This window comes from Pseudoalteromonas sp. S558 (genome assembly GCF_005886635.1).
Lineage (GTDB): Bacteria > Pseudomonadota > Gammaproteobacteria > Enterobacterales > Alteromonadaceae > Pseudoalteromonas > Pseudoalteromonas aliena.
Map to the genome: position 1 here is coordinate 1 of NZ_PNDU01000539.1, position 256 is coordinate 256.

At 35.9% G+C, this 256-nt stretch carries 1 pseudogene; it reads left to right on the forward strand.

Annotation, left to right across the window (positions count from 1 at the left end):
* Positions 1–234, forward strand: a pseudogene (locus tag CWB66_RS21315) (hypothetical protein); the annotation flags it as partial.
* Between the last annotated feature and the right edge of the window lie 22 nt (positions 235–256).

Consider the following 256-nt stretch of genomic DNA (forward strand, 5'->3'; position numbering starts at 1 on the left):
GACATAGAGGCAATCAGCCAAGCATTTAGAGTCATGCAAAACAATCCAAGTATTGCGCTTAATTTATTGAAATGTTTAGTGGATAAGTCAAAAAAACATGGTGACTCTTTCAATAGTCTGTTGGCCCAAAAGTGCTTTAAACTATTAAAAAAATCCCCCTTAGCAGAAGAGCAATCAGAGCGGTTCGATAAACTACTTCAGATTGCTAAAGAAATGAAACTAGAGATTAGTTAGAGCCTGTTTGGCATTAATGCTA